Consider the following 26,675-nt stretch of genomic DNA (forward strand, 5'->3'; position numbering starts at 1 on the left):
GCAAGCCTCAATCGGCCTGGCAGACTACCTGCGCAAGCCGAGCCCCCAACGCCTCCCGGCTATCTCGCCGCACGGAGCGCCTTACGCGAACGCCGATATCAGGCTGATCAGGCCCAGGGCACCTCAGCCACGTCGCCCACCCAGCCGCGGATGCGCGTGAGGTCCCTATAACTGCCGTTATATCTCAGCGAGTTCAGAATCAGCAGCACTAGGTAATGGCGAGCGAGAAGCCACGCATCCCTCGTCAAGCCATCCAATCGGTAAACCGGCTCCTGCGATTCTTGCGGATGCACCAGTCGATTCCTGACCCAGGTCACGATGTCAGCCCCGTCGATGTCCTTGTTCTCATCCCTCTTTACATCCGCGGCGTACTGTGCGGCCGCCGGCAGGAGATGAGGGTTGATGTCGACAGGGATTTGGGCACTCAGCAGCACCTTGCGTAGCAACTCATGCGCCGGGCGCTGTTTGTACTGCTGCTTGGCCAGAACGCCGTTGAGGACAAGGCTCTCCCACATGAGGTGTTCCAGGCCAGCTGTACCCATGATGATCCGAGGCTCGACGAAGTCACGGCTCCGCATGGCGGAGATGGCGTACATCATCTGAAAGCGCAGCGGCACCAGTCGGTCAGGGTCAGCAAAGGCGTCAATCACAAGGCTCAAGAAGTCGCCGAGCGACTGGTGATCTTGGTCGTACCACCAACCATCACTGCTCCCGCGCGCCGGGTCACAGTGAGCAGCTCCCCACTGCTCCCACGCCACGCAACCGCCGCTGTCCTCGCCGACTGACAGCATGGGAGCGGCCCATCGGCCGAGCGCGAACGAGACCCCGACGTGCATCGCTGTCAGCACGGGATCCACCTCGTCGGCTGTAAAGTGCGAGCCGTCGGTACGACACACCTCCATTACGTGCGTCATCACGTACACATCAGTCTGGTGCAGATCGCGCCAAACCCTCTGGTGATCAGGACGAACATCAAACGTGATCTTCCAGCCGCTCGTTTGATGCACCCAACGGCCTGACCACTCCTGCTCTCCGCCGGCCGTCTTCGCCACCAGCCCTAGCGGGCCATGCCAATTTGGCAAGTTGAACCAATGAACGACGAGTCGACTCAATGGAGCCCCGGGGTTCCCGAACGAGGCCCCGTTCGACCATCCTCCGCCAGTGTTCCGCGACACTCCAGGCATGATCATGTCGCCCATCGGACGATGGAGAGTCAGGGCAACCTCGTCGCGGTTCGCGAAGGCTGGCGATGCCCCTTCTCCCATCTTCCACTCAAAGCTGAGGCCGTTTGAACAGATCAACTCGACGCGGCCAGGAAGGTCAGTTTCTCCTAGCCCGCTGATCGGGCCGTCGTACAGAAGGACAGCCTGGCTCGGTTCGTTGTATGGATAGACAGGCGCGAGTGGTCGGCCGGCTGCGGGCGTGCTCGTCGTGGCCATACAGCCACGGTAGTGATGCAGTGCCCGACCGCGCCGAGAATTTGAAGCAATCCTCAAAGGACTTGCTTCGACTGCCCGGAGTGTCCCGATGGCGAGGTTGCGCCAGGTGGCCATCGCGCAGGGCCCGTTGCCGGTCCGCAGCTGAGAGGAGTCCCCGACGAAGCCGGTGCCGCGGACGTGGCACAGGGCTTCGATCGTCCAGGCTGGTGACGGCGTAGACCGTCTTGACGGTGGTCTCGCCGGTCGTTCGTTCGGTGCGCCGGTACTTAATCTGAACGGCCTGGTGGGCTGTGAGGAAAGAGGAGGCTGTCCACGGTGGTGACCTTGATCCAGTGAATCGTGGATGCAGCTTCTTCAGGTGGCCCTTGATGATCATAATTTAGTGGGCAGCCTGGCCGAAGAGGGTCGGTGTGCTCGCGCTGGGTCTGCATGGCGTCGCTGGCGACGACGGTCCTCCCAGGTCGGCGATTGTGCCCAACAACGGCTGGAAGCAGGTTGGACAGGTCTCCACCTGCGGGGCGGCGGGCGACGGGGACAGCCAGAACCGATCAGACCTCTGGGGTGATGAAACGCGCTAGGATCTTCGGACGATTGCTGAGACGTCGCATGGTGACCGCACGGCCGAGGTGGTGGTTCCGGCTTCATCACTTTCACCCAGTGCGGCGCAGATGGAACGGCTGCAGCACGTGCATGCTCAGCTCGACGCTCGCCGAGGGGACACGATGGACGATGTTTCAGGGCTACCCGAATTCTGGAAGGAGTTCAGTTCTCTGGGGCAGGAAGTTGACTACTTTGTGACCGCCCGACTGTTCGACGGAACGCCCGCGGTATGGCCTCAAGAAATCAACTACATCAAATGGCGACATCTGGTTGCAACCGAGCTGGGCGTGGACCCGATGGCCGTCCAGCTAGTCGGCAGCGCACGTCTGGGCTACTCCATAAACCCGAGGAAGAACTTTAGGAAGTTCCAGGAAGACTCGGACTTGGACATCGCGGTGATCTCACCAGAGTTGTTCGACAGGGCATGGGCTGAGCTCCGAGAAATCATAGAGGATGAGCTCTTCTCTCAGAAGAAGAACTACCTGCGCAAGCTGGTTTTCGAGGAGTGCATCGCCCTAGACATCGTGCTGCCGCGGCTGTCCTTCGGCGAGCAGTGGTCACGGTCCAGAGATCTCTTCATCCAGGATCTCGGTGGCGCCTTCAGGAACTGCGAGGTCAATTACCGCCTGTACCGGAATCACAGATCGCTCAGAAGCTATCAGGTAAAAAGTGTGAACATCGCGCGCGATCGCGCTATCGAGGAGGGCGTACACCATGGCTGATCACGGACTCAAGTTCGAGATCGAGTCGAAAACGGTGGCGGAGTTCCGGTCGCTGGACAAGTCCGGCGAGCTAATCCTCCAGCCTGAGTACCAGCGCCAGGCCGTTTGGCCCGAACGCGCCAAGGTGTCCTTGATGGAGACCATCCTCCTCGGGTATCCGATCCCGGAGATCTACCTCGCGTACGAGACATCGCCGGAAGGGGAGCAGACCGCTTCCGTTGTCGACGGTCAGCAGCGACTCACCTCCTTGCTTGATTTTCTGAAAAACAAGTTCCCTCTGGACGGTCTGGAGGACGAGAGGCTACGCGAGAATTTCGAGGGGAAGCTCTTCAAAGAGCTACCCGACGACGTGCGTCAAGAGTTCTTCCAATACCGATTCCCGATTCGGCGCCTATCCAACCTTGCCGACGAGTTTGTACGCGCAGTTTTCGCACGCGTCAACAGGGTCAACATGGTACTGACGGAACAAGAGCTCAGAAACGCTTTGCTACCTGGCCCGTTCAACGACTTCCTCAAAGATTGCGCGGCTCATCAGCTAAGCACAGAATCAGGCGTCTTCAGTGGTGAGCGACGTAAACGAGGGGGCGATTTGGAGTTCTACGCCGAGGTCTTCGGCACCTGCATCTTCGGGCTATCCAACAAAAAGACCGAACTTAACGAACGCTACGACAAGATTTCCGCAGATTTCGAAGACTACCAGGGCCGTTCAGGGGAATTTCTAGAACTACTGACGCTCCTCAGCAGTACCGTAAAGTGGGTTGGCCGAACCAGGTGGTCGAACATCGTCGACATGTTCACGCTTCTACATGTCGCCTGGGGACTGCGCAGGGAACTAGGCAACGCCGACCCGGACCAGAAAAAACAGATTAGGGACCTTCTGGATCTGTTCCAGCGCGCAGTCTCAGACAGGAAGCGCAATGCCGGTAGCGATGAAACTGCTGGCCTCTTGGCATCTCTTGCAGCCATGACCAACATGACGACCGAGCAAGTCGAAAATGCCGTCGAAGAGTACACTTCGGGTATTCGGAACTCGTCCGACCTGGGCTCACGCCGAGTCCGCTCCCAGCAGCTGACGTTTGTTCTTACAATGAAGCTGCAGAGCTGACCAACATAGGCTTATTCTTTAGGTCTCGATCTCGAACGATGCCTGAATTGGATCACTCGGACGGGAATTCGTCGGGCATGAAGACCGCCTTCGTCTAATCTTTCACCCCGCCACAGGTGCAATATGGCTTCGGCGTATTCGGCTGATGCCCGGTTCCTGACGTCGCGTCGGGCGGGCCCACTGCAGAGCAGGCACGGACATCCGTGATCACCGAGTTCTCTACGCTCTGTGACCTTGGACTGCCTGTGCCTGCCTGAGGGGACCAGTCGGACACCGTTGTCGTCGATCACATCGGTGACGAGCCGCTGGGGCCAATCCACGTACCCGCCTACGGTTGGCCAACACCTGTCTCCATCGCGCATCGGGGCCAGTTCAGAAACTGCGGTCGGTCAGGTAGAGAGGCAAGAATGGCGCTTGGCATGAAGGTCCCAAAGCTCCCATCCGTTGCCAGCCCGCACGCACGCCCTTCGAGTGGCCTGGCGTCGCGCTGGATCTGACCGAGCACGACGCACCACGTCTGCCCTTCTTCTTTCGGGCGCCGCGCGGGAACGACACTGCCGTCCCAGGAGAACTGAACTGGGCCAAGTCACGGCCGCCGCCAAATACCACAATGCGCGGGGCTCCTGAAAGCGCAACAGGAGATCAGAGTCGTCCCGACAACTTCGCTGGGACGCCCCGGCCTGAAACCGTCCCACCAAAGGTGACAACTCCCTTATCAGAACAGGCCCGTCTGCTCACTTCTTCTGGGAACGGACAGCCGCCTCCCGGCAGGGGCCCGCCACCGGCAGGGGGCCGGGCCGCCCGCGGCGGGAGCGCCGGGCCTCGTCGGAAGGACGCCGGCGCCCCGCACGGGAGTGACCGGCCGTCAGGACAGGGCGATCTCGGTGACCCGGTCGGCCTCGCGGAGCCACTGGGTGGTGCTCACGCCGCCCTGCTTGGCGTACGCCACGCCGGTGTCGGCGAGGTAGGCGACGCGGGTGCCGGAGAGGGCGAACTGGATGGTGTGGTCGGCCTGCCGGTGCCACAGGGCGGAAAGACCGCCCTGCTTGGCGTAAAGGACGCCGTCGTCCTTCAGTACACCGATGCGGCTGCCCGAGAGCTCCAGCTGCAAAACATGGTCGGCCTGCCACTTCCAGGCGGCGTCCAGCGAGCCCTCCTTCACATAGGCGTTGCCGTCGCCCTTCAGGATGCCGACGCGGTTGCCGTTGAGGTCGATGTCGACGGCCTCACCGGCCTGGAGCTGCCACGGGGCGTCGAGACCGCCCTCCTTGACGTAGGCGACGCCGTTGCCCTTGACGATGCCGATCCGGTTCCTGGACAGCTCCAGCGTCTTGACGTCGATCGCCTGGCCCTTCCACGGGGCGTCCAGGCGGCCGACCTTGACGTAGGCGGTCCCGGTGCCCTTGACGATGCCGAACCGCTCACCGTCGAGGGCGATCTGCTTGACGTGGTCGGCCTGCCACCTCCAGGGGGCGTCCAGCGCGCCGTCCTTCACGTAGGCGTTGCCGTCGTCCCTCAGCACGCCGATGCGGCGGCCCGACAGCACGATCTGCTTGATGTGCTCGGCCTCGCTGGTCCACAGCGCGTTGAGGGGGCCCGCCTTGGCGAAGGCGTCACCGGTGCCCTTGACGATCCCGATCCGGTCGCCGCCGTCACCGGAGACCGTGGCGGGAGCCGCGACCGCACCCGTCGCCGCCGCGCCGGCCACCGCGGCACCCGCCGCCACGACCGCGAGGAACGGCATAACCCTTTTCTTCACTTTTCTCTCCCGTGCACAGAGTGTGGGGACTGGCGACGCCAGTCGACCTCGTTCCGCCCCTCTCACGCGTCTCCCGCCGCGCGTCCCGCCCGGTATCACCGCGATGGCCGACGCCGTAGCCGCCATCGGAGGGGCCCGCGGCCCCGCGGGCGGGGCTCGTCGGCGGGGGATGTCACGGAAGAGGGCGCTCTGCCGTCATCAGGGGTGAGAGGCGTCACGGCCAGAGGCGTCACGGCGGCGGGAAGGCGAGGGTCATGCGGGAGCACGGGGCGGACGCGACGGCGTACGGGACGGCCGGGCGGGTCGGGGCGGGGGCTGTCGGCGCGGACGAGGAGGCCGGCACCGGCGGAACCGACGGGGCGGCCGGGGCCGGGGCGGCCGGAAACCTCCGGGAGCCGCGGGAGCCCGGGGAGTTCGAGGAGCTGCGGCCGATGCTGTTCTCGATCGCCTACCGCATCCTCGGCAGCGTCGGCGAGGCCGAGGACGCGGTCCAGGAGACCTGGCTGCGCTGGGCCGGCTCCGCCACACGGCCCAGGTCGGCGAAGGCCTTCCTCTCCGCCGTGGTCACCCGGATATCCATCGACGTCCTGCGCTCCGCCCGCGTCCGCCGGGAGCGGTACACCGGTCCCTGGTTCCCCGAGCCGCTGCTCGCCGACCCCTACGAGGACCCCGAGCGCTCCGCCGAGCTCGCCGACTCCCTGTCGATGGCGGCGCTCCTCCTGCTCGAACGGCTGACCCCGCTGGAGCGCGCGGTCTTCGTGCTGCGCGAGGTCTTCGGCTTCGGCTTCCCCCAGGTCGCGGCGGCCGTCGGCCGTTCGGAGGCGGCCTGCCGCCAGCTCGCGGTGCGGGCGCGGCGGCACATGGACGAGGGCCGGCCCCGCTTCGAGGCCGACCGCAGGGAACGCGCGGAACTCGCCGGGCGCTTCTTCGACGCCTTCAAGGAGGGGGACGTCGACGGACTGCGCGAACTCCTCGCCGCCGACGTCCATCTGCTCGGCGACGGCGGCGGCAAGGCCCCGCAGCTGCCAGGAGGCGTGCGGGGCGCCGAGCGGGTGGCCCGGATGCTCGCCACGATGACCACCGCGCTGACCGGGATCGGCGCGGCGGTGGAGCCGCACGAGGTGAACGGACGGCCGGGCGCGGTCCTGCGCGACCGGGACGGCAAGGTCATCGCGACCTGGTCGCTGGAGTTCCTCGACGGCCGCATCCGGACGATCCGCTCCGTCCTCAACCCCGACAAGCTCGGGCACCTGGGCCCGGTGGCGGACGCCTGGGCCATCACCCGCGAGGCGAGCAGGGCCCGCCCGCCGCGGACCGTATGACGACCCGGCCCGGCTCCGCTCCCCCGCGCCTGCGGGAAGGCGCGCGCGCCGCGGGGCCGGCCCCGGCGGTGGCCCGTCGGCGAACCGATGCCGGCGCATGCCGTCACCGCGGGACCGGTCCCGGCGGTGGCCCGTCGGCGGACCGATGCCGGCGCGTGCCGTCGCTCCGGGCGGCGAGGCCGTCCGGGGCTCCGCCGGGTCTCAACCGGGCTGCGCGGCCAGCCAGGCCCGCAGGGCCGTGAAGTCGGCCTCCGCCAGGCCGTGGCGGTGGTCGACGCGGTGCAGCAGGGCCGGGCCCCGGTGGTGGACGGCGACCCAGGCGCGGTCGGCCTCGGTGATCTCGTCGTCGACCCAGATGAAGGGGCGCCCGGCCGCCCAGGCCACCAGCGGCCGGGTCTTCCAGTGCAGCAGGCCCGGCGGCTCGTCCTCGTCCGGCCACTGCACGACCGGCAGCGGCGGGAGCCCCAGCCACGGGGCCAGGCAGTCGTTGGCGTCCTCCATCCACGTGGTGGCCCACACCAGTTCGCAGCCCAGCGCCGCGAGCCGCCGCCCCAGCGCCGGGTCGACCCGGTTCAGCAGGACGCTCTCGGCACAGTCCCGCACCGCGGCGACACCGTGGCCGTACACCGGATACGCGCGGTCCGCCCCGAAGGGGATGAGCGGGCCGTCGACGTCGAGGAAGAGCAGCATCACCTCACAGGATCCGCCATACCGCCCGTCCCGGCCCACCCCACCCGACCAATACGCCCCGCGCGGGTACCGCCCCGCGCCGTGACGCCATCCCGGACCGCCCTGTGCCGTACCGCCCCACGCTAAGCCGTGCCGCCCGAACGGATCATGCGGGCCAGTGCCCGTTCCAGATGCGGGTTCGCCCGGCGCGGCGCCGCGAGGCCGAGCGAGGCGGTGGCGGCCGCGAGGGTCATGGCGTACGAGTCCAGCGCGCGGCGCACGTTGGGGGCGTCCAGGCTCGCCCCGGTGACCAGCCGGTCGAGGTCGACGTACGCGGACCGGACGATCTCGATCCACCGGTACACGCGCCAGTCCTGGCGCCAGTTCCTCGTGTACCGCTCGGGCAGCCGGCTCTCCCAGCGGCGGAACATGCGGTCCCGGATCTCCGGCCGGGTCGGGGTGAGGTGCATGTGCCGGACCAGGTCGTAGAGGGGGTCGCCGACCAGGGCCATCTCCCAGTCGATCAGGGTGAGCGCGAGCGCGTCGTCGCGGCGCACCAGGTTCCAGGGGTTGAGGTCGCCGTGCAGCAGGGCCTCGGCGCGGGGGGTGACCCGGTGCCGGGCGAGGATCTCGCGCAGCCGGGGGGCGTCGGGCAGGCCGAGGAAACGGGCGAGCTGCTGGGACTCCTTGGGCAGGCCTCCGACCAGGGCGACCAGCTGCTCGCTGAGCCAGCCGTAGAACTCGGGGCGGCCGGCGAGGGGGTCGACCTGGCAGGAGTCGACCTCGGTCAGCGCGGCCAGCTGGGCGGCCAGGGCGTCCGCCTCGTGCGGGCGCAGGCCGTCGACCGGGTGGTCGGGCCCGCGGCCGATGTCGTGCGCGCCCTCGTAGGTGTGGACGGCGAACACGTCGTCCGAGGCGGTCCGGGGGCCGGAACTCCCGTACGGGTGGCTCTCCCCGAGGGCCAGGATCCGGGGCGCGGCCACCGCCACCCGGGACGCCTCGATCGCCGTGAGCACCGCGTGCTCGCTGAGGAAACTGCGCTCGCGCCGGGTGACCCCCGGGCTCCTGCGGCGCACCACCACGGCGAAGGGGACGCCCGGCACCCGCAGCACCGAGTTGAGGTGCGCGGTGCCCCGGAACACCCGGTCGGCCGGGGCCGCGCCCTCCCGGAGCAGGGCCGCGCCGACGGCCGTGTACGGGAAGTCGGGGTGCTCCGGGACGCGCGGGTCCGGAGTCCAGTCGATCGCGCGCTCCGCCGGGGGGTGTCCCGGGCTGACGGGAACGGCGCCGGAGCCCGGCCGGACCGGTCCGCCGGGCCGTGCGGAGGCCCAGCGGACCAGGGCCCGCTCGATCTCCCGCTCCTCCGGTACGCGGGACAGCAGCAGCGGCTCCGCGGCCGCTTCGAGGGCGCCCCGCACCCGTGCCGTCGCGGCCGCCAGGCGCTCCGGGTCGAAGCGTTTCTCCAGCGACCGGGCGGCCCGCATCACGTCGGGGTACACCGACTGCGCCCGCTCGAAGGCCACGTAGTGCCGCAGGTCCCTGGCCGAGCCGCCCACGGCCGCCGGCCGCACGGCACGCATCGCGCGGGCCCAGGCCTGGACGACCGCGTCCCACTGGTGGTCGGGGTAGCGCATGCGCACCAGGTGCGTGGCGAGGTCGTGCAGCGGGTCGCCGTAGGTGGCGAGTTCCCAGTCGACGCGGACCAGCGGCGGGCGGCCCTCCTCCGTGGACATGATCAGGTTGTCGCGGTGCAGGTCGGTGTGGAGCAGGCTGTACGGCCGCCGGGACATCGCGGGAACGCGTCCGGCGAACTGGAGCAGGGCGTCCTCGGGAATGCCGAACGCGGTGAACAGCCCCCCGAAGCAGGCCCAGTTGGGCTGCCGGATCCGCTGGTCGGCGAGCCGGGCCAGCGTCCGCAGGAAGCCCCGGCTGTCGGTGTGGTCGCGGGGCCACGAGGAGGGCAGGGGCGGCAGCGCGGACCCGCGCACCTGGGCGTTCTCCGCGAGCAGATCCCCCAGTGCCCCTATCAGCAGGTCGTCCACGGGCTTGCCGTCGGCGCAGACGCTGGAGAGCGCCACGCCCTCCACATGGCTGAGGACGGCGAAACCGTCGCCCTCGGCCAGGCATGCGGGGACGTTGGCGAGGAAGCCCTGGAGGGCGCGCAGGATGCCGGCCTCGTCCGGCCAGGTGCGGACCACCACGGGCAGCACGTCCCGCCGCGGCACCCGCACGTTCACCGGTGTTCCCGGCTCCCGGCCGGCCAGGCGCGCCACCGGCTCGGTCAGCGCGAGCACGTGGTTGTCGTGGTGGTACCCCCTGCGCCGCTCCCCCTTCCGCACGGCCAGTTCCGCGAACGACCGCCAGACGGCCTGCGGCCGGGCACGGCCGGCGAGCCCCCCGAAGACCGCGCGGGGGACGGGTGGTGCGCCCACTGGCGGCTCCGTGGTTCGACCGCGCGGGGAACGCGCAGAGGGGAAGGGTGGGGTGAACGTTATGCGTGAGCGGTGGGCGGCGCCACGTGAAGTGATCCCAACGGATGGCCGGCCGCACAGATGTACCCGGTCGCCGGTACGGCTCGTTCGCCGTCCCGTGCCTACGCGTCCGAGCGGTGGCTCGGCCGATGCCGCGGATGCTATCGGACGGGCCGCCGTTCACCTGCCGCGCAACACGTGGAGCAGGGGTTCGAGGGATCCGATCACGTCCCCGGCGCCGGCCTCGCGCAGCAGCTTGGCCTTGCGTTCGTTGCGCGCGAAGCCGAGGAAGGGGACACCGGCGCGGTGGGCGGCCGCGCAGTCCGAGGGGGTGTCACCGATCATCAGGGCGGCCGCGGGGGCCGCCCCCGTGGCCTGGAGGGCCCGGTTGAGGCAGTGGGGGTCGGGCTTGAGGTGGCTGAGGTCGGCGGTGCGGCCGTAGATGTGGGGGGCGAAGCAGCCGGTCAGGCCCCGGTGGTCCAGGTAGGCGCGCACCACGCGGGGCGAGTTGTTCGTCGTGACGGCGAGCCGGGCGCCCACCGCCCGCCAGGTGCGGATCAGGGGGTCGGCCCAGACGGTGGGCATCGCGGAGGACGCGGCGCGCAGTTCCTCCTGGGTCAGGCGTTCCTCCAGCTCGGCCACGAGATCGCTGCCCGGGTGGCGCCGGTCGACGGCGCGCAGGACGACGTGCGGGTCGAGGGAGTCCCGCTCGGCCTCGGTGAGCAGGCCGTGCAGGCCCCGTCCCTCCAGCCACTCCACCAGCCGGGCCGCGACCCGCTCCGCGGAGTGGCCGGCGAACAGCCGGCAGATCGGACCGTCGAAGTCCCAGAGGATCACCCGTGCGTCGCCCGTCAGTTCCCGCAGCCGCCGCGTGGTGTCAGTCTTCGTCTCAGAAGTCACTAGGAGAGTGTCAGGTCCGTGGTGATGGTTTCCCAGAGGGCGTCGAACCACTTCTGGGACTGCTCCACGAACGCGGTGTCCCGGCGTCCGGCCCGTCTCTCGAAGGAGAACAGGAGGGACTCGGAACCCAGGGTGTCGTACATCTCCAGCGTGCCGCCGCTGTCCGTGGGTTCCTCCCGGCGCGTGACCATGTAGTACGCGTACAGCGCCTCGACGCCGTTGAGCAGGTACAGCTTCGCCGGCGGGGTGAAGGGCAGCGCGCGGAAGGTGACGTGCACGTCGATGTCGTGGGTGGCGCGCAGGGCCTGGAGGTTGTACTGCAGGACCTGCCCCTGGGCGTTGCGCATCGCCAGCCAGCGCCGGTGCACCGGGTCGTCGTCCTCGCCCCGCGCGTCGACCGAGACCGGGAAGGCGAGGTCGATGTCCCGGGACGGCAGGAGTATGCGGACGTCGATCCGCTCGGGACGGACCCGGCCCTCGTGGATGAGGCGCAGCGGCTCCCCGAGCGCGGGTATCAGGCTCTGCGCGGTCAGGCACACGGCGTCGATGCTGACGCGCGGCGCGGAGAACGCCTCGGTCAGCCGGGGGGCGAGGGCCACCATGGTGGGCTGGGGCTCGTCGAGCGCGGGAGCCGGCTCGGCGACCCGCGGCGGGCTGCCCTTGCTGACGTCGCTGAGCAGCCCGTCGTCCTGGAGCGCGCGCAGGGCCTGGCGTACGGCTCCGCGTTCGACGCCGAAGTGCTCGGCCAGCTCGGCCTGGGTGGGCAGCCGGTCGCCCGCCCTGAGGTCGCCGGTGCGGATCCGCTCCCGCAGGATGTCGGCGATCTCCCGGTGCGTGAGCCTTCTGTCGTTCACTGCCACGTTCTCCTGGGTCACAACCAGACGTTACAACCTGGGTCCATCTCAGGGGAGTTGTTCGAAAGTTGTCCGCAGCTGGCAACCAAGTGAAGCGAAACGCAGCCGAGTTGGTCGCCGGCGTCGTCGAGTTGGCTCACCGGGCGGGGGACTTGCCGCGTCCTCGCCGCACCGCGCCACCGTGGGTCACGGCGTCAGCACCAGCTCCGAGCTGATCGTCCCCCACAGCGCGTCGAACCACAGCCGCGACTGTTCCACGAAGGTGCTGTCCCGCCGCCCCGCGCCCTGCCCGAAGCCGAACAGCATCGAGCGCGTGCCGTCGGAGTCGTACAGGGTCAGGTGCTCGTGCTCGATCTCCCGCTCGCGCCGGGTCAGCGTGTAGTACGCGAACAGCGCCTCGGCCCGGTTGAGCAGGTACAGCTTGACCGGCGGGGTGAAGGGCAACGCGCGGAAGGAGACGTGCACGTCGATGCCGTGCGTGGTGCGCAGGGCCAGCAGGTTGTTGCGCAGCACCTGCCCCTGGGCGTTGCGCTGGGCGAGCCAGCTGCGGTGCAGCAGACCTCCGTCGGGCACGCCGGCCGGGGCCGGGAAGGCCAGCTCGATGTTGCGGCCGGGCAGCAGCAGCCGAACGTCGATCTTGGCCGGTTTCAGCAGGCCCGCGTGGATCTGCCGCAGCGGCTCGCCGACCGCCAGCGTGAGGGAGACGGAGGTCAGACAGAGGGCGTCGATCTCCACATGGGGCGCGGCGAAGGCGTCGGCGACGCGGGGCGCGAGGCCCACCATGGTCGGCCGCGGGGGCGCCGCGGGCCCGCCGCCGTCCCGGTCCGGGCCGGACCCGGGCGCCACGGTGGCGGGCCTGCCTCGGGACACGTCGGCGAGCAGCCGCTCCGACCGCAGGATGCTCAGCGCCTGCCGTACGGCCGCCCGCTCCACACCGAACTCGTCGGCCAGCTCGGCCTGGGTGGGCAGGCGCTGGCCGGGCCGGAGCACGCCTGAGGTGATCCGGGTGCGCAGAACGTCGGCCACTTCACGGTGTGACGTACGTGGCCGCTGTGAGCTCTTCCGCCCATTGGCGGAGGCGTGTTCCGGGTCCACCCTGAAACAGTACAACTTCCCGCCATCTTGGGGCAGTTCGGGGAAAGGTGGTTATGAGCCGCTTCCAGGCGGAGATAAGAGGAGTGAAGTTGGTAGCCAACTTGGTCGACATGGTCGAGCTTCCCAGTGGTTGGCCGACCGGGCTCCCTTCCGGAGGGGAGCCGGGAGCCCGGGCAGGGGACGGCCACCGGCAGCGCACAGCCACAACTGAACATCCCGCACAGCCACAACCGAACACCGGCAGCGCACAGCCACAACTGAAGACACGGCAGAACAACCGAACAGCACGCTACGGAAGAACAGTTCAGCGGGACCCGGCGGACCGGACCACCGGAGGACGCCGGGCACACGGCGAGCAGCAGGGAGGAGCGGTCAGAAGACGTCGGGGCACCACGGCCGCCCGGACGTGCGCAGCAGGGCGTCGGCCTTCCGGGCGGCGCCCTCTCGCTCTTCCTGGACCCGGCCGAGCGCGGCCCCGCGCGCCAGGGACCCGTCTCCGAGCCATACCTCCGCCAACTGGTTCACCGGCAGGGTGAGATCGGGGGCCGCACCGCCCGCCGGGGTGCAGGACGACCCTTGCGGGGACACCTCCAGCCGGTACCGGCCCGCGGCGAACCCGGCCTCGTCCACGACCTCCAGCACCACCGACCCCGACCCCTCGTACGTCCGCGCCTCCAGGGCCCCCGCGACGTCCAGGATCCGCACCCACAGCCAGTCGGCGTGCTCGGTGATCCGGGCCGCGCGCGGGTCGGGCAGCAGGAACGGCAGCAGGTCACCGGGGCCGCGCCGGCCGCTCCTGACCTTCGTGACCCAGTCGATCGAGCACAGGAAGCGCCACAGCGCGTCCTCGGCCGCCGGGGTCGCGGCGAGCAGCCAGTTCACCTCCGCGGTGACACACGGCTGCTTGCCCTGCCAGTCGCCCCCGGTCTCGTACGACACCAGGCCCTCGACCTCGCCGGTGGGCGCGCGGTATACGGCGTAGAACGGTTCGGTCCACTCGCTGGAGAAGCGCACGACGCCGGTCTCGGTCTCCCACCACAGCTCGCCGCGGCTCACCATGCCGGGCCGCTCGCGGCGGACCCGCTCGTGCAGCTCCGGACCGAGCTTTCGGACGTCCGCGCCGTCCACGAGGCCGATCCGGCCGCCGCCGGCGGGGCCGGACCAGCGCGGGTCGAGACCGGAGCGGGTGACCTCGACGGTCCACTCGCGCGTCCAGGTCGCCGGACCGAAGCCGTACCGGCCGTAGATCGGGTACTCGGCGGCGATCAGCGTGGCGACCACGTCACCGCGCTCCCTGGCCGCCGCCAGATCCCGGCCCATCATCTGCGTGAGCAGCCCGCGGCGGCGGTGGGTGGGCGAGACGGTGACGTTCGAGACGGCGTCCGCGGCCACGAACGCGCCGCCCACCGCGGTGACCTCCTGGGCGAAGGAGCGGAAGGTCGCCACGCAGCGGCCGCCGTCGAAGGCACCGAGCAGCCGGCCGGGCACGAACTGCCGTCGTCCGGCCGCCCGTTCCTCGGCGGTCAGCACCGGCTCCCGCAGGAAACCGGTGCGCAGCGCGCGCTGCCAGTCCTCGAAATCGTCCTCGGTGACAGCCCGTACGTCGGTCATGGGGCCACGGTAGAGGCGCGGCGCGGCGGGCGTCCCGCGCTTTTCCCGCTCCGGGGCCGGCCGCGTCAGGTCAGCAGGTCGTCCACCTGCGCCTCGCCCACCCGGTACCGCCGGGCGATCTCCCCGCTGCAGTCGTCGGCGGTGCGCTGCAGGCCCTGCCTGCGCCCGGAGATCTCCTGCTCGTAGCGGACCAGGCGCCCCATGGCGGCGGTGAGTTCGGAGTCGGTGCGCGCCTGCAGGTCCGACAGCTCGACCTCGGCGAGCATCTCCGCGGCCAGCCGCCCGAACTCCTCGTTGTGCGGGGTGCCGAGCGTGACGTGCCGGGCCGAGGAACGGTGCCGGGCCGGGCCGTCGGTCAGGATCTCCGCCAGCCGCGCCACCACGGACGCGTCCGCGGGGGCCGGCGCGGGAGCCGGTACGGTCGCCCGCCCGCGCCGGGCCAGCTCCGCGCGCAGGATGTCGATCCGCCCCTGGAGCAGACGCCGCACATAGCTGAGGTCGGCCTCGTCGCGCTGGGCGTCGCGGCGCAGAGAGCGCAGCTCGGGCAGGCTCAGCGGGGCCAGGCCGGGTGGCGGGAGGCAGCCCCCGCCCGCCGGGTCCGGGGCGGGCTCCGCGGGCGCCGCCGGGCCGGACAGGCCCTCGGCGCGCTGCGCGGGCGGCCGGCGCGTCCCCAGCCACCCACGGGTACTCGGTGTGCTCATCTGCTCCTGACCGTCCCCTCGCCCGGCATGTGGGAAGCATCGTGCCACCCCAAGTGGCCGCTATGTGACCGAGTGCCCCCGAACGGCCCAGATAGGGGCTTAAGGATCATTAATGGGCCCGCCGTGAGGACGCGCGGTCCGCCCGGCATGATGGGTCCCATGCGAGCGGTGGTGCAGAGAGTGGACGGCGCGAGTGTCGTCGTGGACGGCGAGACGGTCGGCGCGATCGAGGGCGAGGGGCTGTGCGTCCTCGTCGGGGTGACCCATGAGGACACCAAGGAGAAGGCGGCCCAACTGGCCCGCAAACTCTGGTCGGTGCGGATGCTGCAGGACGAGAGGTCGTGCAGCGACCTCGACGCGCCGCTGCTCGTCATCAGCCAGTTCACCCTGTACGGCGACGCGCGCAAGGGGCGCCGGCCCACCTGGAACGCGGCGGCGCCCGGCGATGTCGCCGAGCCCCTGGTCGACGAGGTCGTCGCCCAGCTGCGCGCCCTGGGCGCGACGGTCGCGACGGGCCGCTTCGGCGCCCAGATGCGCGTCTCCCTCACGAACGACGGCCCCTTCACGGTCCTACTGGAGATCTAGCCCCCCGGCGCCACTCGAACACCGGGCACCGCCCCCACCCAGGGGCGCGGGGAACTGCGCGACCGGCCACAACGCACCCGCACCCCACGAACCACCCGAAGCCCCGCACACGAAAGCGCCCGGCGCCACACAAGCACCGGGCGCCAGACCCCACCCAGGGGCGCGGGGAACTGCGCGACCGGCCACAACGCACCCGCACCCCACGAACCACCCGGAGCCCCATACACGAAAGCGCCCGGCGCCACACAAGCACCGGGCGCCAGACCCCACCCAGGGGCGCGGGGAACTGCGCGACCAGCCACGACGCACCCGCACCCCACGAACCACCCGGAGCCCGACCGCCAAGCCCCCGCAGGGACTACGGCTCGACCACGACCTCCTGCGCAGCAGCCGTATCCCCGGCCAGAAGCCTCGCAGAGACAGGCACGTTCCGCTTCACCAGCGCGAGCGCGATCGGCCCCAGCTCGTGATGCCGCACGGACGTCGTCACGAACCCGATCTTCCGCCCGTCGGGACCGTCCTCGGCGACCCTGATCTCGGTGCCCGGCGCCGGCAGATGCACATCGCTGCCGTCCAGGTGCAGGAAGACCAGCCTGCGCGGCGGCTTGCCGAGGTTCTGGACCCGGGCGACCGTCTCCTGCCCCCGGTAGCACCCCTTCTGCAGATGCACGGCGCTGCCGATCCAGCCCAGCTCGTGCGGAATGGTGCGGTGATCGGTCTCGAAGCCGAGACGCGGCCGGTGCTGCTCGACACGCAGCGCCTCATGGGCCAGCAGACCGGCCGCCGGCCCGTGCGCGGCCGCGAAGTCCTCCAGGTCCGCCCGCGGCAGGAACACATCCCGGCCGTACGGCGTCTCGCGCACGACCACGCCCTCGGACACCTCGGCGATCGAGCCGGCCGGCAGGTGCACCACGGCGAAGTCGTCCGTGCGGTCGGCGACCTCGACGCGGTAGAAGAACTTCATCGACTCCAGGTACGCCAGCAGCGCCTCCCGGGTGCCGGGCTCCACGTGGGCCCAGACGGTGGTGCCGTCGTCCACGAGGTACAGCGCGTGCTCGATGTGTCCGTTCGCGGACAGGATCAGCGCCTCGGTCGCCTCACCCGGGGGCAGTTGGCTGACGTGCTGGGTGAGCAGCAGATGCAGCCAGCTCAGCCGGTCCTCACCGGTGACCGCGAGGACACCGCGGTGCGAGAGGTCGACGAAACCGGCTCCCTCGGCGAGGGCGCGCTGCTCGCGGAACAGGTCGCCGTAGTGGGCGGCGACGCCTTCGTCCACACCCTCGGCGGGGACGGCGCCGGGCAGGGACAGCAGGGGGCTCTTCATACGCGCAAGCCTACGACGTGCCGGTCGCACTCTTCCGGGAGCAGTCCTGGCAGCGGCCGAAGATCGCGAAGTGCTTCATGTCGGTGTCGAACCCGAACTGCGCGCGCAGCTTGGCCGTGAAATCGGCGGCCACGGCCACGTCCGCCTCGATGACGTTCTCGCAGTCGCGGCACACCAGGTGCAGATGGTGGTGGCGGTCGGCGAGGTGGTAGGTGGGCGCGCCGTGCCCGAGGTGGGCGTGGCTGACCAGGCCCAGTTCCTCCAGCAGCTCCAGCGTGCGGTAGACGGTGGAGATGTTGACCCCCGACGCGGTCCTGCGCACTTCGCAGAGAATGTCGTCGGGGGTCGCGTGCTCCAGGGTGTCCACGGCTTCGAGCACGAGTTGCCGCTGCGGCGTCAGCCGGTAGCCGCGCTGCCTGAGGTCGCTCTTCCAGTCGGTGCTCACCACACTCGAAGTCTAGAGCCAATGAGCTCCGGACTCCCTGGAAGCGGACCTGCCGGGGACGGGCCCGGACAGGCCTACTTGAAGAAGGCGATGCCGTCGTCGGGCATGTCGTCGGGGAGGGCCTTGGCCCAGCGCTCGACGTCCTCCGGGGTGACGACCTTCTTGAGCTGGGCGGACATGTAGGGGCGCAGCTCGACCTCGGGGGTCTGCTTCTCGCCGACCCACATCAGGTCGCTCTTGACGTAGCCGTACAGACGCTTGCCGCCGCTGTAGGGCGGGGAGTCCGGCGTACGCGCCACCGCGTCCGTGACGAGGTCGATCTGCGGCTTCTTGTCCGCCATCTCGCCGTACCAGATCTCGACCACGCCGTCGTCGCGGGTCATCGTCACCGTGACCTTGCGGTTCGCGTCGATGCGCCAGAAACCGGCTTCCGACTCCAGCGGACGGACCTTGTTGCCGTCGTTGTCGAGGACCCAGGTCTGGGAGGCGTACTGGAGGAAGTCACGGCCGTCGTGGCTGAAGCTGACCTCCTGACCGAAGTTGCACTTCTCCGAGCCGGGGAAGTCGTGGACGCCCGCGCCCGCCCAGTTGCCCAGCAGAAAGGCGAGGGGGACGAGGTCCTTGTGCAGGTCTGACGGGATCTCGATCATGAGCGGCCGTTCCTGGTCGGTTCTTGGGGAGAGCTCAGCGCTGGCCCTGGTACAGCTTCTTCACGGTCAGTCCCGCGAAGGCGAGGACGCCGACGCAGACCAGGACCAGCAGGGTTTCGAAGAAGATCTCCACGGGTGCTCCTTGAGCGGAAGTGGGCGTACGACAGAGCCGGGCCCCAGCTTACGCGGCCCGGGCCCGGCTCTCCTGGCGAGGTGGGTCTCAGTGGATCAGCCGCCCGCCGCCTTACGATTCGGTCATGGCGAAGAAGCTCGTGATCAAGGTGACGGCCGGGGCGGACGCTCCCGAGCGGTGTTCCCAGGCATTCACGGTGGCGGCGGTGGCCGTGGCCAGCGGGGTCGAGGTGTCGCTGTGGCTGACCGGGGAGTCGTCCTGGTTCGCGCTGCCGGGGCGGGCCGCGGAGTTCGAGCTGCCGCACGCGGCGCCGCTGCCGGACCTGATCGACTCGGTCCTCGCGGCGGGCCGGGTCACCCTGTGCACGCAGTGCGCCGCCCGGCGCGAGATCACCGAGAAGGACGTCCTGGAGGGCGTGCGGATCGCGGGCGCGCAGGTGTTCGTCCAGGAGATCATGGCGGACGGGACGCAGGCGCTCGTCTACTGACCCGGGCGGCGGCGCCGGGAGCCGTGCGGGGCTACTTCCGCGGGCGCTTCCTGCCGTCCAGCTCGTCCCACCACTCGTCGGACTGCGGGTCCCCGGAGGGCGCGTCCCACCAGCGGTCGTCGGGGCCGCGCCGGTTGGCGACGACCGCGGCCGCGGGCGGGATGATCATCGCCACCACGCACAGCGCGACCGCCGCCGGGACCGACCACAGGCGCACGACGGCCCAGGCCAGGACGAAGAGCACGATGCAGGTGCCCATCATGGCGAAGTACCAGCGGCGGCGCCGGGCGTACATGCCTCCAGAGTAGGTCCGGACACGGCGAAGGGCCGCACCCCAGGCGTCCAGCCCCGGGGGGTGCGGCCCTTCGCGCCGTACCGGATCCGCTCAGACCGCGATCGCGACCTCCGCGAGACCGCCCTGCTGGGCGACGACCGTGCGGTCGGCGGTGCCGCCGGGCACGAGGGCGCGGACGGTCCAGGTGCCCTCGGCCGCGTAGAAGCGGAACTGGCCCGTGGCGGAGGTGGGGACCTCCGCGGTGAACTCGCCGGTCGAGTCCAGGAGGCGGACGTAGCCCGTCACCGGCTCGCCGTCACGCGTCACCTGCCCCTGGATGGTGGTCTCCCCGGGCTTGATCGTCGAGGCGTCCGGGCCGCCGGCCTTCGCTCCACACATGTCTGTCTCCGTAAGGGGTCTGACCAGAAGGTCGGTCGGATGGGCTACTTGCCGGCGCCGAGCTCGATCGGCACGCCGACGAGGGAGCCGTACTCGGTCCAGGAGCCGTCGTAGTTCTTGACGTTCGCCACGCCCAGCAGCTCGTGCAGCACGAACCAGGTCAGGGCCGAGCGCTCACCGATGCGGCAGTAGGCGATCGTGTCCCGGGCGAGGTCCACGTTCTCCTCGGCGTAGAGCTCCTTGAGCTCGTCGTCCGACTTGAAGGTGCCGTCGTCGTTGGCGTTCTTCGACCACGGGATGTTGCGGGCGCTCGGGACGTGGCCCGGGCGCTGCGACTGCTCCTGCGGCAGGTGGGCCGGGGCGAGCAGCTTGCCGCTGAACTCGTCGGGCGAGCGGACGTCGACCAGGTTGTGCGAGTCGATCGCGGCGACGACCTCGTCGCGGAACGCGCGGATGGACGTGTCCTGCGGCTCGGCCCGGTAGTCGGTGGCCGCGCGCTCGGGCACCTCGGTGCCGTCGACCAGCTCGCGGGCGTCCAGCTCCCACTTCTTGCGGCCGCCGTCGAGGAGCTTGACGTTGTCGTGGCCGTAGAGCTTGAAGTACCAGTAGGCGTACGACGCGAACCAGTTGTTGTTGCCGCCGTAGAGGATCACCAGGGTGTCGTTGGCGATGCCCTTCTTCGACAGGAGCTTCTCGAAGCCCTCCTGGTCGACGAAGTCACGGCGGACCGGGTCCTGGAGGTCCTTGGTCCAGTCGATGCGGATCGCGTTCTTGATGTGGTTCTTCTCGTAGGCGGACGTGTCCTCGTCGACCTCGACGATGGCGATCGACGGGTCGTCCAGGCGGTCCTGCAGCCAGTCGGCGTCGACCAGGACGTCGCTGCGGCTCATGCGCTTTCTCCTCCGGGGCAGATACGGCGGGGCGTGCGAGACAGAGGGGGCGCGCCCGAGGTGCGGGCGGCGCACGGGTGCCCTTCCAGCAGGGCGGCACAGAGATGCGGAAAAGCGTGGAGTTCCGCTCAGAAGGGGCGACAGAGCATGGCGGCGACGCGGCACAGGTCGACTGCCCGCCGCTTCGTGAGATCCGCCTGTCCCCGCGACCGGAGGACACCTGTCGAGCACTGCATGGGGTCGATCGTAGGGACGGCCGGACGGCCGTGTCACCGGTGTGTCGGATGATGAGACGCGATCGTCCGCATCCCGGGACGAAAGAAGCGCCCGGCCCCCCGTCGCGGGGTTCCGGGCGCTCGGATTCGAGCCGATCATCTGCTGTTCGGACCACGGCGTCTCGCCTGGCGGACGCGGGTGGAAACCGGCGGGCACGGGCCGCGGGCGCGGCCTGACACGGAACGGCGGCGGACCCACGGGGCCCGCCCGTGGTCCTACCCGGCCAGACGGACGTCCGAACCCGCCACACCGACCTCCACGCCGGCCTGGGTCGCGTGCACCTGGTCGATCCTGATCCCGCCCGGCAGCCGGTCCAGGGCCTGCTGGAAGTCGGTGATCTCACGGACGCGGTTCTCGGCGATGTCCACGCGGCCGAGGGCGGGGATGCTGTCCGCGTGCACCTGGATCCTGCCGTCCTTGACGGTGACCGAGCTGAGCATCCGCACCGTCTGCTTCACGTCCAGCGCGGGGACCGACACCTCCAGCGCGACCTTGATCTTGTCGCCGCCGCCGTAGGCGAGGCCGACGACGCGGGCCGTGACGCCGGGCCCCATGGCGGTCGGCTCGGGCTTGGCGGCCTTCAGCAGCTGGTCGTAGGCGATCGTCGCGCTGCCGGTGGCCGAGGCGGCGGTGGCGGAGCTGTAGTCGCCGGAGAACCTGACGTCCTTCATGTCGGCCGTCAGATCGTCGATGCGGACCGTCCGGCCCTGGGAGCCGGTGTCCGCCTCGTAGTCCTTGATGCCGACCTCGACGTCGTCCAGGGAGCCGCCGGCGACCTGGGTGAGGAAGGGGAAGCCCTTGATGTCCACGTCGGGGCTCGTGGGGAGCCCCTGCCTCGCCTTCAGCTTGTCCGCGACCTGGCCCTCCGCGAAGTGCACGGCGAGCCGGTCCGCGACCGTGAAGAGGCCGCCCAGGATCACGACGACGATCAGAAGTATTCGCAGGGCGCGCATGTGGGGATCCCCTGGGTCGGCAGTGGTGATGGCTGGAGAGCGCCACGGTAACCCCGCGGGACACGGCCGAGAGGGAATTGTGGATCACTTGTGACAGGACGGGGGCGGCCTCGCGCGGTGCCCGCGGGGACCCGGGACGGTGACGGGAACGGCCCCGCGATCACACCGCGAACGGGAACGGGCCCGGACCTGCGATCACGCCGGGAACGGGAACGGGCCCGGACCCGGGAACACTCCCGGATCCGGGCCCGCGAGGACCTGGAGGACAGCCGCCAGAGGGTGTCCCGCAGAAGCAGCGGCTAGCCCAGCGCCCGTCCCAGCACCCACACCACCGGGGCCGCCGCCGACAGCGGCAGGGCGACACCGGCGGTGAAGTGCACGAAGCGGGAGGGGTAGTCGTAACTGGCGACACGGTGGCCGACGAGCGCGCAGACCGCGGCGGCCGCTCCCAGGGCGGCACCCTTCGCGCCGTAGTCCGTCATCCCGCCCACCGCGATCCCCGCGCCCGCCGCGGCGAGGAGGGAGACCACGACGGAGACCGGGGTCGGCAGGGGGAGCGCGCGGGCCAGGACGGCCGCGGCGACCGCCGCCGCGCCCACGGACACCGCGCCGGATCCGGCGCCGAGGTAGCCCGTCGCGAGGACCGTGAGCGCCGAGGAGGCGACCGTGGCCATCAGGCCGTACATCCGCTCGTCGGGCGAGGCGTGCGAGCGCAGCTGGAGCACCAGGGACAGCAGGACCCAGACCCCGAGCGGGCCGAGGATCGCGGCCGGGGCGTGGTCGCGGCCGGCGATCAGCACGGCCCCGTCCGCGGCGAGGCCGCCCAGGAAGGCCAGCGCGATGCCCTGCCGGGCGGGCCACATGCCGTTCAGCCGGAACCAGCCCGCGGCCGTCACGGCCTGGAGCAGCACCAGCGGGACGAGCAGGGCGTAGGAGCCGAGGGGCGCGGCCGCCGCGAGCAGCAGGCCCAGCACCGCGGTGAGCGCCGCCGGCTGCATGCCGGGCTCGATGATCGGGGACCGGCCCTCGAGACGGGCCCGCTGGGCGTCGGTGATGCGGGCGTTGCCGGCGAGCGTGGACGGGCCGTATCCGGAACCGTCCTCGGCACCGGAGCCGCCCTCCGCGCCGGGGACCGGCGCCGACACCGGCTGCGGCTGAACCGGCGACTGCGACTGCGACTGCGGTGCGGCGTACGGCTGCGCCGAGGCGGCGTACGGCTGCGCGGGGGCGCCGTACGCCGGCAGGGCCTGCGCGGCGGCGGGCATGGCGCCCGGAGCCCCCGGGTGGGGCGGGGAGTGGGGCTGCGGCTGGGGCTGAGCGGCCGGGTCCTGCACCGGGAGGTACGCCGTCTCCCCGGCGTCCGGTACGACCGCATGGGCCTGGGTCTCCCAGGTGTGGCCCTGCCACTGCTGCGCGGGCTGCGCGTCGTACCCGGCCGGGGCGGCGGGCCCCGCGTAGGGGTTCGCGGCCGGCGCGGCGGGCGGGGTGGGAGTGGCGTACGGGTTCGCGCCCGGAGGCACCGGCCCCGCGTACGGGTTCGCGGCGGGTGCCGCCGGTCCCGCGTAGGGGTTGGCGCCCGCCGGGGGCTGCCCGGGCCACGCCTGCGGCTGCCGCGGGTCCTGCTGCTGGTACGGGTCGTACCCCTCGTAGGGGCCACCCTCGTACGGCTGGTCGCTCACTGCCTCATCCTCCTGCGAACGGCGGGAGCACCTCGACCGTGCCGCCCTCGGCAAGCCGTACCGTCTCATGCGCGCGGGTACCGACGGGATCACCGTCGATGAGGAAGGCGCATCGCTGGAGCACGCGGGTGAGCTCACCGGGGTGTCGCTCCCGCACGGCGGACAGCGCCTCGGCGAGCGTGTCCGCGTCGTACGGTTCGTCGGCGACCCCGGCCGCGGCCTTGGCGGCGGCCCAGTAGCGCACCGTGACCTTGGGCATCTGGTTCCTCAATCGACGGCAGGAAATCAAAGGAAGGACGGTGTTCCCAGGCTAGTGCGTCCTGGAGCGGGCCCAGTCCCCGATCCGGGCCAGCAGTTCCTCGCCCGCGGCGTTCTCCGCGTGGCCCATGCCCGTCTCCAGCCAGAGTTCGCCGTGCTCACCGGCCGCCTCGGCGAGCATCCGGGGGTGGTCGAGCGGGAAATAAAGGTCGCTGTCGCCGTGCACGACGAGCAGCGGGACAGGCGCGAGGCGCGCGGCCGCCTCGACCGGGGAGAGCGGCACCGGGTCCCAGTCGCGGTCGTGGATGCGGGTGCGGAAGCCGTACCGGCCGACCAGGCGGCCGGCGGGGCGGGTGACCATCCAGTGCAGGCGGCGCATGGGCGCGGTGCCCCGGTAGTACCAGCGGGCGGGGCCGCTCACCGAGACGACGGCGTCGACCGTGCCGGGGTGCAGGGCCGCGTGCCGCAGCACCACGGAGCCGCCCATGGAGAAGCCGACGGTCACCACGCGCGCGTGCCCGAAGCCGCGCGCCCACCGCACCGCGGCCGCCAGGTCGAGCACCTCCTTGTCGCCGACCGTGGAGCGGCCGCCGGAGGCGCCGTGCCCGCGGAAGGAGAAGGTGACGACGGCGCCGTAACGGGCGAGCACGCCCGCCACCCTTCGTACGTGTGGCCGGTCCACGTCCCCGGTGAAACCGTGGGCGATCACGAACACCAGGCCGGAGGACGGCGCCGGACCAGCGGCATCCCGGTCGTCCGAGGCACCGGACGCCGTTCCGTATACGGCCGCACCCGGGTCGTATACGGAATCGATCGGAATTCCGTCGGCTGTGTGCAGAAACGTCCGGATAGGGGCCCGCTCGCCTGTCTCGGAATTCGGACGAACGGTGGAACCCACCCCATGACCTGCCGGACGATTGCTCATGTGGGCTATTCTGCTGGGCAGAGGACTCGGGCAGCGAAGCCCCCGGGTCCTTTTGTGCTTTCGGAAGCGTTGTATACGACGCGGGAGACCGCAGACGTGTTGTGTACGGGGCCCCCGTGACCGCAGAACAGTGCCGCACCGCACACGTCCTCGCAGGACCGAGGAGGAACCAGACATATGAGTTCTCTGCTGCTCCTGACCAACGCCCTCCAGCCGTCGGCGGAGGTGCTTCCCGCGCTCGGCCTGCTGCTGCACAACGTGCGGGTCGCCCCCGCCGAGGGCCCCGCCCTGATCGACACGCCGGGCGCCGACGTCATCCTGATCGACGGCCGCCGCGACCTGCCGCAGGTCCGCAGCCTGTGCCAGCTGCTGCGCTCCACCGGGCCCGGCTGTCCGCTGCTCCTCGTCGTCACCGAGGGCGGTCTCGCCGCCGTCACCGCGGACTGGGGGATCGACGACGTCCTCCTCGACACGGCGGGACCGGCCGAGGTCGAGGCCCGGCTCCGGCTCGCCATGGGCCGCCGGCAGATCGTCAACGACGACTCCCCCATGGAGATCCGCAACGGCGACCTCTCCGTGGACGAGGCCACCTACTCCGCCAAGCTCAAGGGCCGGGTCCTGGACCTGACCTTCAAGGAGTTCGAGCTCCTCAAGTACCTCGCCCAGCACCCCGGCCGCGTGTTCACCCGCGCCCAGCTGCTGCAGGAGGTGTGGGGGTACGACTACTTCGGCGGCACCCGGACCGTGGACGTGCACGTACGGCGGCTGCGCGCCAAGCTCGGCCCCGAGCACGAGTCGCTGATCGGCACCGTGCGGAACGTCGGTTATCGATTCGTTACCCCCGAGAAGCCCGACCGGGGCATGGAGAGCGCGAAGGCCAAGGCGGACCGGGCAAAGACGGAAGATGCGGACGCATCAGCCGTCCGGGACGGCGCCGAGGTCGCGGCGGACGCCTGACCCTCGCCGGGCGGAGTGTCTCCCCCGCGGAACGGCGCCCGATTCGCCCTGCCCGCAGGGGGTCCATCCGCGTAGACTCCGCGCGTGGCCAAGGTGACTCGGGATGACGTGGCACGGCTGGCTGGAACCTCCACAGCCGTCGTCAGTTATGTCATCAACAACGGACCCCGGCCGGTCGCACCGGCCACGCGCGAGCGTGTCCTCGCCGCGATCAACGAGCTGGGGTACCGCCCGGACCGGGTCGCGCAGGCGATGGCCTCCCGGCGCACCGACCTCATAGGCCTCATCATCCCCGACGCCCGCCAGCCCTTCTTCGGGGAGATGGCGCACGCGGTGGAGCAGGCCGCCTCCGAGCGCGGAAAGATGGTGCTGGTCGGCAACACCGACTACATCGCCGAGCGCGAGGTCCACTACCTGCGCGCGTTCCTCGGCATGCGGGTCTCCGGCCTCATCCTCGTCTCGCACGCCCTGAACGACCAGGCCGCCGCCGAGATCGACGCCTGGGACGCCCGCGTGGTGCTGCTCCACGAGCGCCCCGAGGCCATCGACGACGTCGCCGTGGTCACGGACGACCTGGGCGGCGCCCAGCTCGCCGTGCGCCACCTGCTGGAGCACGGCTACGACTACGTGGCCTGCGTGGGCGGCACGCCCATGACCCCGGCCGTCGGCGACCCGGTCTCCGACCACGTCGAGGGCTGGCGGCGGGCCATGGCCGAGGCGGGCCTGTCCACCGAGGGCCGCCTGTTCGAGGCGCCGTACAACCGCTACGACGCCTACCGCGTGGCCCTGGAGCTGCTGGCCGGGCCCGACCGGCCGCCGGCGGTCTTCTGCTCCACCGACGACCAGGCGCTCGGCGTGCTGCGGGCCGCCCGCGAGCTGCGCATCGAGGTGCCGGGCGAGCTGGCGGTGGCGGGCTTCGACGACATCAAGGAGGCGGCGCTCGCCGACCCGCCGCTGACCACCGTCGCCTCGGACCGCCCGGCGATGGCCCGCGCGGCCGTCGACCTCGTCCTGGACGACGGACTGCGCGTGGTGGGGTCCCGGCGCGAGCGGCTGAAGACCTTCCCGTCCCGGCTCGTGGTCCGCACCAGCTGCGGCTGCGTGGGCTGAGAGCGGCGGTCCCGGGGCGGTACAGGGGAGTCCTGGAGCGGTACCGGGGAGTCCCGGGGCGGGTGCGGGGGAGCGTCCCGGG

General features: G+C 70.7%; 27 protein-coding genes. 7 read left to right on the forward strand and 20 right to left on the reverse strand.

What is annotated here, in order from left to right; translation table 11 throughout:
- Positions 1-107: 107 nt before the first annotated feature.
- Positions 108-1,439: a hypothetical protein gene (locus ACIPRD_RS23745; RefSeq protein ID WP_401565723.1), complete on the reverse strand. Its 1,332-nt coding sequence runs from the start codon at positions 1,437-1,439 to the stop codon at positions 108-110.
- A gap of 722 nt (positions 1,440-2,161) precedes the next feature.
- Here ACIPRD_RS23745 and ACIPRD_RS23750 point away from each other — a divergent pair.
- On the forward strand, positions 2,162-2,761 hold the full coding sequence (locus tag ACIPRD_RS23750; RefSeq protein WP_388512221.1) for a hypothetical protein: 600 nt from the start codon (positions 2,162-2,164) through the stop codon (positions 2,759-2,761).
- Entirely contained in the window at positions 2,754-3,866 is a 1,113-nt protein-coding gene (locus ACIPRD_RS23755) for a DUF262 domain-containing protein (protein WP_401565726.1), read from the forward strand. Before ACIPRD_RS23750 ends, ACIPRD_RS23755 begins: the two co-directional genes overlap by 8 nt.
- Positions 3,867-4,731: 865 nt before the next feature.
- On the opposite strand, the gene ACIPRD_RS23760 is transcribed toward ACIPRD_RS23755, so the two are convergent.
- Positions 4,732-5,610 carry a peptidase S1 gene (locus ACIPRD_RS23760; RefSeq protein ID WP_356404460.1) on the reverse strand — a complete coding sequence of 293 codons (879 nt, stop codon included), beginning with the start codon at positions 5,608-5,610 and terminating at the stop codon, positions 4,732-4,734.
- Positions 5,611-5,879: 269 nt separating this feature from the next.
- Between ACIPRD_RS23760 and ACIPRD_RS23765 the strand changes: the two genes are divergently transcribed.
- Positions 5,880-6,947 (forward strand): RNA polymerase sigma-70 factor, encoded by a 1,068-nt coding sequence (locus ACIPRD_RS23765; protein ID WP_356404458.1) that lies wholly within the window; start codon positions 5,880-5,882, stop codon positions 6,945-6,947.
- 201 nt (positions 6,948-7,148) lie between these two features.
- On the opposite strand, the gene ACIPRD_RS23770 is transcribed toward ACIPRD_RS23765, so the two are convergent.
- The 7 genes from ACIPRD_RS23770 to ACIPRD_RS23800 form a co-directional block, all read right to left on the reverse strand.
- Positions 7,149-7,637 (reverse strand): HAD domain-containing protein, encoded by a 489-nt coding sequence (locus ACIPRD_RS23770; protein WP_401565729.1) that lies wholly within the window; start codon positions 7,635-7,637, stop codon positions 7,149-7,151.
- A 122-nt stretch (positions 7,638-7,759) separates the two neighbouring features.
- Positions 7,760-10,048, reverse strand: coding sequence for a phosphotransferase (locus tag ACIPRD_RS23775; protein WP_401565731.1), 2,289 nt, complete (start codon positions 10,046-10,048; stop codon positions 7,760-7,762).
- Positions 10,049-10,267: 219 nt separating this feature from the next.
- On the reverse strand, positions 10,268-10,987 hold the full coding sequence (locus ACIPRD_RS23780; protein WP_356404452.1) for an HAD-IA family hydrolase: 720 nt from the start codon (positions 10,985-10,987) through the stop codon (positions 10,268-10,270).
- Entirely contained in the window at positions 10,987-11,868 is an 882-nt protein-coding gene (locus ACIPRD_RS23785) for a winged helix-turn-helix domain-containing protein (RefSeq protein ID WP_356404847.1), read from the reverse strand. Before ACIPRD_RS23785 ends, ACIPRD_RS23780 begins: the two co-directional genes overlap by 1 nt.
- Before the next feature lie 159 nt (positions 11,869-12,027).
- Positions 12,028-12,936 (reverse strand): GntR family transcriptional regulator, encoded by a 909-nt coding sequence (locus ACIPRD_RS23790; protein WP_401565734.1) that lies wholly within the window; start codon positions 12,934-12,936, stop codon positions 12,028-12,030.
- Between the two features lie 372 nt (positions 12,937-13,308).
- Positions 13,309-14,547, reverse strand: a complete 1,239-nt coding sequence (locus ACIPRD_RS23795; RefSeq protein ID WP_401565736.1) for a GNAT family N-acetyltransferase — start codon at positions 14,545-14,547, stop codon at positions 13,309-13,311.
- A gap of 65 nt (positions 14,548-14,612) precedes the next feature.
- The gene (locus ACIPRD_RS23800) at positions 14,613-15,248 is read right to left on the reverse strand and encodes an aerial mycelium formation protein (protein WP_356404445.1); all 636 of its coding nucleotides are present in this window, start codon (positions 15,246-15,248) and stop codon (positions 14,613-14,615) included.
- Positions 15,249-15,407: 159 nt separating this feature from the next.
- Here ACIPRD_RS23800 and dtd point away from each other — a divergent pair, with 159 nt between their 5' ends.
- Positions 15,408-15,833 (forward strand): D-aminoacyl-tRNA deacylase, encoded by a 426-nt coding sequence (gene dtd, locus ACIPRD_RS23805; RefSeq protein ID WP_356404443.1) that lies wholly within the window; start codon positions 15,408-15,410, stop codon positions 15,831-15,833.
- A gap of 358 nt (positions 15,834-16,191) precedes the next feature.
- On the opposite strand, the gene ACIPRD_RS23810 is transcribed toward dtd, so the two are convergent.
- The 3 genes from ACIPRD_RS23810 to ACIPRD_RS23820 all read right to left on the reverse strand — a co-directional run bounded on the left by ACIPRD_RS23810 (position 16,192) and on the right by ACIPRD_RS23820 (position 18,252).
- The gene (locus tag ACIPRD_RS23810) at positions 16,192-17,157 is read right to left on the reverse strand and encodes a folate-binding protein (protein WP_356404441.1); all 966 of its coding nucleotides are present in this window, start codon (positions 17,155-17,157) and stop codon (positions 16,192-16,194) included.
- A 10-nt stretch (positions 17,158-17,167) separates the two neighbouring features.
- Complete coding sequence (locus ACIPRD_RS23815; RefSeq protein WP_356404439.1) at positions 17,168-17,605, reverse strand: transcriptional repressor; 438 nt, start codon at positions 17,603-17,605, stop codon at positions 17,168-17,170.
- A 71-nt stretch (positions 17,606-17,676) separates the two neighbouring features.
- A complete protein-coding gene (locus ACIPRD_RS23820; RefSeq protein ID WP_356404437.1) occupies positions 17,677-18,252 on the reverse strand; it encodes an FABP family protein in 576 nt (191 codons plus the stop codon).
- Between the two features lie 257 nt (positions 18,253-18,509).
- On the opposite strand from ACIPRD_RS23820, the gene ACIPRD_RS23825 reads away from it, so the two are divergent.
- Positions 18,510-18,872, forward strand: coding sequence for a DsrE family protein (locus tag ACIPRD_RS23825; RefSeq protein ID WP_356404431.1), 363 nt, complete (start codon positions 18,510-18,512; stop codon positions 18,870-18,872).
- A gap of 31 nt (positions 18,873-18,903) precedes the next feature.
- Here ACIPRD_RS23825 and ACIPRD_RS23830 read toward each other — a convergent pair whose 3' ends face one another.
- From ACIPRD_RS23830 to ACIPRD_RS23865, 8 genes are all read right to left on the reverse strand, one after another.
- Positions 18,904-19,218 (reverse strand): DUF3099 domain-containing protein, encoded by a 315-nt coding sequence (locus ACIPRD_RS23830; protein WP_356404845.1) that lies wholly within the window; start codon positions 19,216-19,218, stop codon positions 18,904-18,906.
- A gap of 39 nt (positions 19,219-19,257) precedes the next feature.
- Positions 19,258-19,545 carry a DUF1416 domain-containing protein gene (locus ACIPRD_RS23835; protein WP_004986406.1) on the reverse strand — a complete coding sequence of 96 codons (288 nt, stop codon included), beginning with the start codon at positions 19,543-19,545 and terminating at the stop codon, positions 19,258-19,260.
- A gap of 44 nt (positions 19,546-19,589) precedes the next feature.
- Complete coding sequence (locus tag ACIPRD_RS23840; protein ID WP_356404429.1) at positions 19,590-20,435, reverse strand: sulfurtransferase; 846 nt, start codon at positions 20,433-20,435, stop codon at positions 19,590-19,592.
- Between the two features lie 128 nt (positions 20,436-20,563).
- The gene (locus tag ACIPRD_RS23845) at positions 20,564-20,671 is read right to left on the reverse strand and encodes an Ms5788A family Cys-rich leader peptide (protein ID WP_356404427.1); all 108 of its coding nucleotides are present in this window, start codon (positions 20,669-20,671) and stop codon (positions 20,564-20,566) included.
- Positions 20,672-20,926: 255 nt separating this feature from the next.
- Entirely contained in the window at positions 20,927-21,664 is a 738-nt protein-coding gene (locus tag ACIPRD_RS23850) for a DUF2993 domain-containing protein (RefSeq protein ID WP_356404425.1), read from the reverse strand.
- A gap of 299 nt (positions 21,665-21,963) precedes the next feature.
- Positions 21,964-23,343, reverse strand: coding sequence for a hypothetical protein (locus ACIPRD_RS23855; protein WP_401565741.1), 1,380 nt, complete (start codon positions 23,341-23,343; stop codon positions 21,964-21,966).
- Between the two features lie 4 nt (positions 23,344-23,347).
- A complete protein-coding gene (locus ACIPRD_RS23860) occupies positions 23,348-23,602 on the reverse strand; it encodes a MoaD/ThiS family protein (protein ID WP_330458578.1) in 255 nt (84 codons plus the stop codon).
- A gap of 51 nt (positions 23,603-23,653) precedes the next feature.
- Complete coding sequence (locus ACIPRD_RS23865; RefSeq protein WP_401565743.1) at positions 23,654-24,526, reverse strand: alpha/beta hydrolase; 873 nt, start codon at positions 24,524-24,526, stop codon at positions 23,654-23,656.
- A gap of 177 nt (positions 24,527-24,703) precedes the next feature.
- On the opposite strand from ACIPRD_RS23865, the gene ACIPRD_RS23870 reads away from it, so the two are divergent.
- Both ACIPRD_RS23870 and ACIPRD_RS23875 read left to right on the forward strand, forming a co-directional pair.
- Positions 24,704-25,483: a response regulator transcription factor gene (locus tag ACIPRD_RS23870; protein WP_356404418.1), complete on the forward strand. Its 780-nt coding sequence runs from the start codon at positions 24,704-24,706 to the stop codon at positions 25,481-25,483.
- A gap of 84 nt (positions 25,484-25,567) precedes the next feature.
- The gene (locus ACIPRD_RS23875) at positions 25,568-26,593 is read left to right on the forward strand and encodes a LacI family DNA-binding transcriptional regulator (protein ID WP_356404416.1); all 1,026 of its coding nucleotides are present in this window, start codon (positions 25,568-25,570) and stop codon (positions 26,591-26,593) included.
- Positions 26,594-26,675 lie beyond the last annotated feature (82 nt).

Origin of the sequence: Streptomyces sp. NPDC090108 (genome assembly GCF_044747185.1) — a bacterium.
Taxonomy (GTDB): Bacteria; Actinomycetota; Actinomycetes; order Streptomycetales; family Streptomycetaceae; genus Streptomyces.